Consider the following 8869-nt stretch of genomic DNA (forward strand, 5'->3'; position numbering starts at 1 on the left):
TGGTGTTCTGGAGACACTGAGAAGCAGGTTTCAGTTAGCGATGCTAGCTGGAAAAGACTTGGGCAGTTTACTGCCAAGAAAGTCCGGTTGTTGCAGCGAAGCACGGGGTTAATCGTTCGCCGCCAAGCGAAGTCGAAATGTTGTGCCTGCGACTGGATTGTCAAATCTCCCCTTGTTGGAAGGGTTGATTTGACCTCTATCCCTCTCCGGGTTGCTTCGCTGAACCCGGAGTCTCACGAGATATACGATGACTCTAATTATGCCTAACGCATCCTACTGGACTTACACAGCTAAAATTGTGGATTAGATGTGACCATTGAATCGGGCGCAAGTCTTTGCGCCCCTACTGTTTCCCGGCTAATGAATTGTTTGAATTGAATCAGTTTAAAACCCAACTCGCAGCATTATTGTCTTCTAATTTAAAGTAAGCCCCGACACCCGCCAAGAACTCAAGTTCTTGGCTTATAGCTGAAGTCCATTAAAATGGACTAACACTAGAGATGCCGTCCTATACAAGAAACCGCCGCCGTAGCTAGACAAAGGGGATAAGGGTCTGCAAAACTAGAAGATAATATTGAGCATCTCCACCATGAATCGCCTCAATCATCGCGCCTTTAAAATCCTCTGTGCAGAAGTTCACCACTGCACCGGAGACTCTTCAGTCAATCAGGTAGAACGAGAAATCGTCCTCAAGCGGTTAAAAAAACTGCGATCGCAACCCGGTTCCCCCGCTTCATTAGCCGAACTCCGAGAAACGGTTGTGGATGTTTTACCCCAATTCAGCGAAACAGAACTAAACAAAGCAGCCATTGCCAATCAGCCGCCAGGACTATTTAGTAAAATTGCTTGGACAGGAGCAATCTTGGGGAGTATGGCGGGTTTAGTTTGGCTGGTGAATCTGCCTTACCCAATGATCCGGCGTCCAGTGGCGCGGACAGCACCCCTAGTATTATTACCCAGTTATATCCAGATGGATCATAACTATCGCCAAACCATTCGCAACGTTGAACAAGCCGATCAACTGATTAATAATGCAACCAGTGCCGCAGATTTCAGTTTAGGGGAAGAAAAAGTTAAGTTAGCCCAAACTCATCTTGACAAATTACCCGTTTGGTTCTTAGGCTACGAACCTAAATTCTACTGTAGCTTATTTAACTGTAGCTGGAAATTCACCCTCGATGAATTTGAAAGCGCTCGGACTAACGTGGCTCGTATGGAAGCCAAGGTATTCCAGGAGAAAAATGCTCAGAGTGAACTAGAAAAAGCCGAAACTGCACTCAATCAAGCCAAACAGCAGTACCAGCAAGCCGCAACACCAACGGATAAACGAGACGCGATCACATCCTGGCAAACCGCACTGGATCAAATCGAGCAAATCCCCTCATCAACCCTCGCCGGACAAACCGCAAAAACCAAGTTACTAGCTTATCAACGGGACTTTCAGCAAGTGGTTGGCTTTGCGGTAGATAACCAGCGTACCGGTTCCCTGATTGGTGCGGCTCAAGAATTTGCTTTTGCGGCGGCTAAAGCGGCTCAAAATCCGCCCCATACTGTCGCTGAATGGCAACAAATCCAGAAACTTTGGCAACAAGCGATCGCGCGATTGGAAAAAGTTCCCCTAGATGATCAAGGTTATCTAGAAGCCCAAAAATTACTTGCCACTTATCAAACTAACTTAGGTATTATCCAAACTCGCTCCTCAGCCGAGGCGGAATCAATACAAGCCCTGGAGGAAGCTCAACGTCAAATTCAACGTTTGCTCGCCAACACACCTACCGATGCGGCGATTGATCGGAATCTGACCATTAGTCAGCTTCAGGGTATTATTAATCAACTCAATAAGGTACAATCGGGGACAACATCCTACCCGAAAGCTCAAGAACTTTTGCTCTCCGCCCAAAATAAACTTCAGCAGGTTCAACCCTAAAAAAAGTCATTTGTCATACTCGAAGAGCGCGAGAAGCAAGCTACGTCATTTGTGATTCGTAATTATACCAATAATAAACCTTCTATCTTCTGCTATAAAATCTGGAGATGGTTAACCCGGTAAAATAATTGAACCAACCTCTAATGATACAATCACCTTGAAGCCAATTAAATTCTTACACCCTTTCCCCAAGCGACTCCTCGGATTCCTGCTTACGTTTCTTCTCCTCCTCATCCCCCTCCCCGCCTTCGCCGCCACTCCAGAACGTCAACCGTTAACCCTGGAACTCCTGGAAGAACGCCTAGAATCCCCCATTCAAAGCGAAGGCATTTCCACGATTGATCTGCGCCAGTTTGTTATTGATTTAACCAACGAGAATACAGACTTTCGGGATCAGTTCTATCAACACCTGCAAAGCAAGCTGACTCGTTCTCAAACCCCTCTCGCTTTAGACTTAAGTGAATCCTTAATTCAAGGGGAGTTTACCGCTAGCAAATTAGGCTTGCAAACCGCCCTCTCCCAAGCCACATTGCCTTCCTTGTTAACTGAACAGGAACAAGAAAAATTAGCAAAAGATTCTCGCTTTATTACCGAAGCCAGTGACCAAGTTCCCTCGGTTACAGTCTTTCGGGGGACTCTAAAACTGAATCAAACTCGTCTAAGTGGTGCGATTAATTTCGCCAATACCTTCTTTCTGCAACGCTTAGAAGTCTCTGAGGCTGTGTTTATCCAGGAAGTCGATTGGTCAGGGAGTAGTTTTAGCCAATCTGTTGATTTTAGTAACACTACGTTTGGTCGAGATATTAACTTCAGCGGTGATACCTTCTTTGATAAAGCCGGGTTTACTCAGGTGGAGTTTAAAGGGATAACCAATTTTAGTCGGTCTACGTTTCATGGAAATGGGAATTTTAGTCAGGCGGAGTTTGTGCAGTTAGCCAATTTTACCGGAAGCCAATGGCTACAAGATGCCGATTTTTCCCAAGTGATTTGGCGCGATCGCACGTTGTTAAGCAAAAGTCGGTTTACTCAGTCGTTGTTATTCACCGAGGCGACGTGGGAAAAATCCACTAGCTTCCGGGGAAGTCAGTTCCAGCAACCGATTTTAATGCGGGATGCGAGTCTACTCGACCAAATGGATTTTAGTAATACCCGCTTTTCCCCCAATGCTTATGTTAAAGTCGCTGGGATGACGTTTGACTCTGACCAAGCTAAAATTTTTGGTGATGCGGGTCATGTGGGACAAATCCTATCCGTTCCCAAACTCGAAGGAAATGAAGATGTACTGCGAAATTTAGTCCGCAACTTTCGCGAACAAGAACAAATTCCCGATGCGAATTCCTTAGATTATCTCCGGGAACGATTACGACGAGAACAACTGTGGGGACGGTTACTGGGTAGCATTCTCCAATTAATGGGTCGCGAGGATATCAATCTGCGATCGCGCCATTGGCTAATTGATGGGTTACACTGGGCGGGATTAAGTTTACTGCTGCTATTAAGTGCCGATGGTACAAGTTTTGGCTTAGTGTTCGGCGTGGGAATGATTGCGATCGCCTATTTCGGGTTGCTGTTTTGGTTGCTTGACCGTTGGCGGCGACGTTACCCTAAACCGATTCTACCCACCTCTCTAGAAACAGTGTACATGGTGGGGAGTGGAGCGGCGGCTATCTTTGGCGGTGCGATCGCGATTTTTCAAACCAGTGAACAACCGTGGCTAACGCTATTGTGTTTGGCGGGACTTCTGTTTCCGATACCCCTATTGCTGGTGTGGCAACTGTATCGGCAAGGGCGTTATCACGATATGCTAAATATCACCTATTTTGTCGAAGATGGGGGGATGCGGCAATTACGCCTCCTGATTGGACGCCTCCCGATTATGCCTCGATTTGGCTTTTTCCGCGATCGCTATATGCCGATTCTTTGGGATCGTCGCTGGAATTGGCTGAATTATTATGACTTTAGTTTTAATAATTTACTTAAGTTTGGGTTTAATGATATTCGCCTGAGAGAGGAACATGTTCCCGGTATTATTAGTCTGTTGGCGTGGTATCAGTGGGGTTTGGGTCTGGCTTATATTGCTCTGTTATTATGGACGCTTTCTCGTACTATTCCTGGGCTGAATTTATTGATTTATTTGAAATAAGTAGGTGGACACAATTAAAGTTAACGGTTGAGATTAGGGAACAGGGAATAGGGAACACCTCGACTTCGCTCGGTGTGTAACAGGGAACAGTAAAGGTTTGAGGACGATTTACAAAACTTAATACAGTACCGTTTTATTTTGTCCGACTACTTATCACTCCTCAAATTCGGCTCCGGGTTGCTGCACAATGAAAAAGCAGCTATTGTACTCTGTACCATCGTCGAGTACCCAAGTTCCTGTGAACGGTCTGACGCCGCCATCGCGAATGGATTTCACCACCACATCATACTGACCGGGTTTGAGTGTGTAACGCCCCACAGGTCCTTTGGCGGGACAGGACTCTGGACCTGTACCCATATACTTTTGGCAGTCTTCACAGCGTTCTAATTCTTCAAATCGTGGTTCAGAACCGCTAAAGACAATCCGCATATCTTCCGGTGAGTCATTGCGAATCTCCACTACCGTCGTCCCAGACACTGTCCAACCACTAACTCCGGGGCGTTCGATTTTTCCAGCGCCTTGAGCTTTCGCCTCTGCTACCATAGACTTGGCTAAGGCTAACTCGACCTCTGATGCCAGTTGGTGCTGGGGGTAGTTTTCCAGAAACCCTTCGTACATCTTAACGGCATTGGTGTAGTCGTTACCCTTGCTGTACATCTGACCGCAAGCTTGGTAGAAAGAGGGCGAGTTCTGATTGGGTTCTGGAATCAATTGGTTTTCGACTAATTTATCGATTCGTTCACAGGCGCTGGGTTGAGCCAATGCCTCTATCCCCGCTTCCTCGAACAAACTAGCTGTCTTTTGGCGAATTGGCTGCCCTAATGCACCACTGGGATAACGACTAACAAATTCTTCATACGCCACCAGTACGGCTTCGGGTGTTGCCGTCTTCTGTTCCTCAACCACGTCTTGAAATGCTTGACATTCAGCCTTTTTCGCTCTAGCGCGAGCTATATAGTCGTTGAAATCGACGAATTGCTCACCCTTATTAATCACCCAATCAAACTCGGCAATGGCGACTTGACAATTTGCTGCGGTGTAAGCCTGCTCGCCTTCAGTGTAAGTCTTGCGAAGCCAATAATACTGACCCATCAGGTAGACCCCAGCACTAGCCGCTAGCAAACCAACCAGATGCCATCCCCGTATCGGTTGGCGTTGGGGTTGAGGTGGGCGGGAAAACCGAGATCCAGACATAGTAGACTCTTAACGGCAGACGCACACTTAAAGGTATTTTATCATCTTACAAAACCGAAACATTGTCAAGCGATCACGTCCGATCAAATCTGGTCAAATCCGGTATAAGATTATTTTTTTCTTTGTAAGCGTCTCACCAATTCATCAAACGGTTGCCAATTATTGTCGCGATCGATAGCTGCCCAAACCTCTTCAATAATCGGTCGTAGCAATGCGGTTTTCGGATTTTTCTCCTGTAACCGCTCAGCCATTTTCGTCAACTCATCCGTTGACAAATCCTGCAAAATATGATTATATAATTCGCGCCAATTGGCTAACAATACTTGCTGTTCAGCCGACTGGCAAAAAGACGCCTGCTTAAAAATTTGTGAGACATCATCGCGCCAACTTGGGTGAAACTGCTGGGTTAATTCGGTGAAGAAGGCATGATATCCTACCTGAGTTTCCTTTAACAACTCAATCGTCCTCCTCAATAACTCATTCCCTTGTGATTCATTCACTTGCTCAAATCCCAGCTTATTTAGCATCAACTGCCGATAAGCCTGATAATACTGTTCCTCATAAGCCGCTAACCCAGCTTCCATATCAGCAACCGGAATCACCATGCCTAACGGTTGCTGCAACATTTCCAAATTCAACCGACAAATGCTCGGTTGATTGCCATAACAATAGCGTCCGTAATAGTCGAAATACGCCGCTGTAAACACAGGATTATAGGTGGGGATAAACGCATAAGGACCATAATCAAAACTTTCCCCCGTAATCGACATATTATCCGTATTTAAAACAGCATGACAAAAGCCTGCTGCCATCCATTGAGCCGCTAACTCTGCCACTCGTTTCACTAACTCGGCGTAAAATTGGCGATATTGCTCAACTCTATCCTGCTGTTGCAATAGATGCGGATAGTAATAATCAATGACATGATCGAGCAGCATTTTAATTAAATCCCGACGCTTAAAATAGCGCAACCGTTCAAACGTGCCAAACCGGATATGAGAACGACTCATCCGTACCATCACCGATGAACGAGTGGGTGACGGTTCATCCCCTCGCCACAAATGTTCCCCGGTTTCAATCAAACTTAAACAGCGAGAGGTACGCACACCTAAACCATGCAACGCTTCCGCCGCTAGAACTTCCCGTACTCCACCTTTGAGAGTCAATCGACCATCCGCACCCCTAGAATAGGGAGTTGTCCCAGAACCTTTCGTGCCAAAATCATACAGTTCGCCATCACTTCCCCGCACCTGACCAAAGAGAAAGCCGCGACCATCTCCCAATCTGGAATTATATTCGCCAAACTGATACCCGTGATAGCGTAGTGCTAAAAATGGTCGTATGCCCACAAACTGACCAAAAGCCTGGATAAAATCGGCATCTGTCACCCTTTGCGGGTCTAACCCTAAAATTGGCAGCAGTTGGTCATTACGGAACCGCAGGTGATGACAGGGAAATTCGGCGGCGGCGACTTCATCAAAATAGTCATAGCCTAGGGATTCTAACGCTCTTTCATATTCCAGGGAGAGAAACATATTGATATTGGTTATGGATCATTGGTCATTTTTCTATACTAAATGCAAGGAATGACTCCAACCTTGTGTTCTGAGCATTCCAGGTTCTGCCTAGGAACGGGGAACCAAGACTAATCACTGTTGAACTATACCCGGAATGAACCATGCCTGATTCAATCATGTACCAAGAGGATGCTTATGTTGTTCTGGAAACGAACCAACCTGAGCAATTTCTCACACCTGAAGAGTTACTGGAAAAACTCAAAGCTATTTTAGCAACACGGCAGGATAATTTACCCCGTGATTTACAGCAGTTTTCTTCTGTGGAGGAACAAGCCAAGTATTTAATGGAAACTGCTTGTGATTTGGATATGGAACCTGGAGAATATTTGCAATGGTATATCGTGCGGCTAGAAAAGCCTTAGTAAAAAAGGACTCCTGACCTTCAACGTCTGGAGTTCCTTGTAAATTGACCTTTTTAAATTAAACTCTAAAACCCTCTCAGTAATGGGCGTGGTTGCTTTTTTATGCCAATAATTTCATTAACTATTTAATCTCACCAATGCCTTTTTCTACATCTGCCAGACTTCCATATTCTGGGTCGGGCATTTGTTGGAGCGTATTAATTACCTCATCACTTTCATTTTGCTGTATACAGTATAAATAGTTATCAATACACCTTTATATAGTTGGATATAGTTGATTCTTGTCAATACAATTACTGCATAATTACTTTGCCTATTCCTATGATCTACCTTTAGGTATATTCTTAAATTCACAGTTTTATTTTAACTTATTAACTTATAAAGAATGATTCAAGTTTTTGTAAGAATGATAATTTAGTCAAAGGATTTATTGACTAATAAATCGGTAAATCTGTGTAAACCAGCCCTATCCTACTCATCATGAATCAGCTAAACATTGCTATAACCGCCATCGCCGCACTGGTTGTGGCTGTGGGGCTACTGTCTAAACCACTGCGGCGGATGTATTTTTCCGACTCGACTATTGCGCTGCTGTTGGGTATTCTGATGAGTCCCCATGTTCTAGGTTGGCTTGATATAACGGGCTGGTGGGGTTAACTAACAGTCCGTAAATATCTAGACAATTAGTGACATAACTGGACATTTTCTATGATATAATTAGGCAATGTCTAGTTTAACGCCCCAAGAAGCAGCAACTCTACTAGGTGTGACGGTCAAAACTTTGCACCGATGGGAACTCAACGGCAAAATACGAGCTTCTCGGACAGCTGGTGGTCATCGTCGATACGATATTGTTGACTTAATTGGTAATAAATCGGGTAACGAATTAACCGTTGGTTATGCTAGAGTATCTAGTCACGACCAAAAAGACGATCTAAATAGACAAGTTTTAGTCTTAGAAAGTTACTGTGCCAAACAGGGATGGGAATTTGAGATTATTCAAGATCTCGGTAGTGGCATGAACTATAAAAAGAAAGGACTGATTAGATTAATCAAATTAATTACCAGTTACCAAGTAGAAAGGCTGGTATTAACGCATAAGAACAAAAAAATAGTGGATGAACTGAGGGAGGTAGCCAAAAAGCTATGACGACGATAACTTATTGCAAAGGCTTGCCAACTCCCGCCGATGAACTTAATCCCATCGGTTTTACCGAATTGGAGATGTTTTTAACTTCATTGTCCGATATATTCTATCAAGCAACAGTTGAAACCGTTAACCATTTAATTTATTAAATAAAGAAATAAAATTTAATCAATCCAGTTGGAATAGTCTTATGCAAGAGAAATACGGAATCAGCAAGCGTTATGCTAACGGAGTAATTGCATTAGCTAAAGGAAAAACTGCCTCAGCTGCATATTGTAGAAAAATCCAGATAAAGCAATTAGAATCACGAGTTAAGTCAGGGAAAGATTGGGTAGCCAAAGCCACAAAGAAAATTAAGTTGGCTCGGAAGTTCTATGAAAAAAAGAACTGGAAAGCCTCCAAAAACGGCTGTAATTTTCCCTTGTCGTCAAACCTGAAGACGAGAAAAACTAACTGGTATCATCTGCGTCAAGGTCTGCATCATAAAAAGCGATATATCCACCGACTTCAAAATCAAGT

The 8869-nt window shown here is 44.4% G+C and carries 7 protein-coding genes and 3 pseudogenes; 8 read left to right on the plus strand and 2 right to left on the minus strand.

The window, feature by feature from the left end:
- The 3 genes and pseudogenes from RIC07_RS03860 to RIC07_RS03870 all read left to right on the plus strand — a co-directional run.
- Nucleotides 1-267, plus strand: a pseudogene (locus RIC07_RS03860) (RRXRR domain-containing protein); the annotation flags it as partial.
- A gap of 322 nt (nt 268-589) precedes the next feature.
- Complete coding sequence (locus RIC07_RS03865; protein WP_446393358.1) at nt 590-1927, plus strand: hypothetical protein; 1338 nt, start codon at nt 590-592, stop codon at nt 1925-1927.
- A gap of 157 nt (nt 1928-2084) precedes the next feature.
- Entirely contained in the window at nt 2085-4070 is a 1986-nt protein-coding gene (locus tag RIC07_RS03870; RefSeq protein WP_446393359.1) for a pentapeptide repeat-containing protein, read from the plus strand.
- Between the two features lie 153 nt (nt 4071-4223).
- Here RIC07_RS03870 and RIC07_RS03875 read toward each other — a convergent pair whose 3' ends face one another.
- Together RIC07_RS03875 and RIC07_RS03880 are read right to left on the minus strand one after the other, a co-directional pair.
- On the minus strand, nt 4224-5264 hold the full coding sequence (locus RIC07_RS03875) for a tetratricopeptide repeat protein (RefSeq protein WP_446393360.1): 1041 nt from the start codon (nt 5262-5264) through the stop codon (nt 4224-4226).
- 110 nt (nt 5265-5374) lie between these two features.
- Nucleotides 5375-6799 (minus strand): protein adenylyltransferase SelO, encoded by a 1425-nt coding sequence (locus RIC07_RS03880; RefSeq protein WP_446393361.1) that lies wholly within the window; start codon nt 6797-6799, stop codon nt 5375-5377.
- A 143-nt stretch (nt 6800-6942) separates the two neighbouring features.
- Here RIC07_RS03880 and RIC07_RS03885 point away from each other — a divergent pair, with 143 nt between their 5' ends.
- From RIC07_RS03885 to RIC07_RS03905, 5 genes and pseudogenes are all read left to right on the plus strand, one after another.
- On the plus strand, nt 6943-7203 hold the full coding sequence (locus tag RIC07_RS03885; RefSeq protein WP_446380244.1) for a chlororespiratory reduction protein 7: 261 nt from the start codon (nt 6943-6945) through the stop codon (nt 7201-7203).
- 480 nt (nt 7204-7683) lie between these two features.
- Complete coding sequence (locus tag RIC07_RS03890; protein WP_446393362.1) at nt 7684-7860, plus strand: hypothetical protein; 177 nt, start codon at nt 7684-7686, stop codon at nt 7858-7860.
- A gap of 67 nt (nt 7861-7927) precedes the next feature.
- Nucleotides 7928-8311 (plus strand): annotated as a pseudogene (locus RIC07_RS03895) (IS607 family transposase); the annotation flags it as partial.
- A 38-nt stretch (nt 8312-8349) separates the two neighbouring features.
- Complete coding sequence (locus RIC07_RS03900) at nt 8350-8499, plus strand: hypothetical protein (protein WP_446393363.1); 150 nt, start codon at nt 8350-8352, stop codon at nt 8497-8499.
- Between the two features lie 41 nt (nt 8500-8540).
- Nucleotides 8541-8869: pseudogene (locus RIC07_RS03905) on the plus strand (hypothetical protein); the annotation flags it as partial.

The organism is Coleofasciculus sp. E1-EBD-02, from assembly GCF_040218245.1.
Taxonomy (GTDB): Bacteria; Cyanobacteriota; Cyanobacteriia; order Cyanobacteriales; family Coleofasciculaceae; genus Coleofasciculus.

What these genes read in the sequence shown, in the direction of transcription:
- RIC07_RS03865 (WP_446393358.1), top strand. Translation starts at nt 590, where the DNA reads ATGAATCGCCTCAATCATCGCGCCTTTAAAATCCTCTGTGCAGAAGTT.
- RIC07_RS03875 (WP_446393360.1), bottom strand. Translation starts at nt 5,264, where the DNA reads ATGTCTGGATCTCGGTTTTCCCGCCCACCTCAACCCCAACGCCAACCG.
- RIC07_RS03880 (WP_446393361.1), bottom strand. Translation starts at nt 6,799, where the DNA reads ATGTTTCTCTCCCTGGAATATGAAAGAGCGTTAGAATCCCTAGGCTAT.
- RIC07_RS03885 (WP_446380244.1), top strand. Translation starts at nt 6,943, where the DNA reads ATGCCTGATTCAATCATGTACCAAGAGGATGCTTATGTTGTTCTGGAA.
- RIC07_RS03890 (WP_446393362.1), top strand. Translation starts at nt 7,684, where the DNA reads ATGAATCAGCTAAACATTGCTATAACCGCCATCGCCGCACTGGTTGTG.
- RIC07_RS03900 (WP_446393363.1), top strand. Translation starts at nt 8,350, where the DNA reads ATGACGACGATAACTTATTGCAAAGGCTTGCCAACTCCCGCCGATGAA.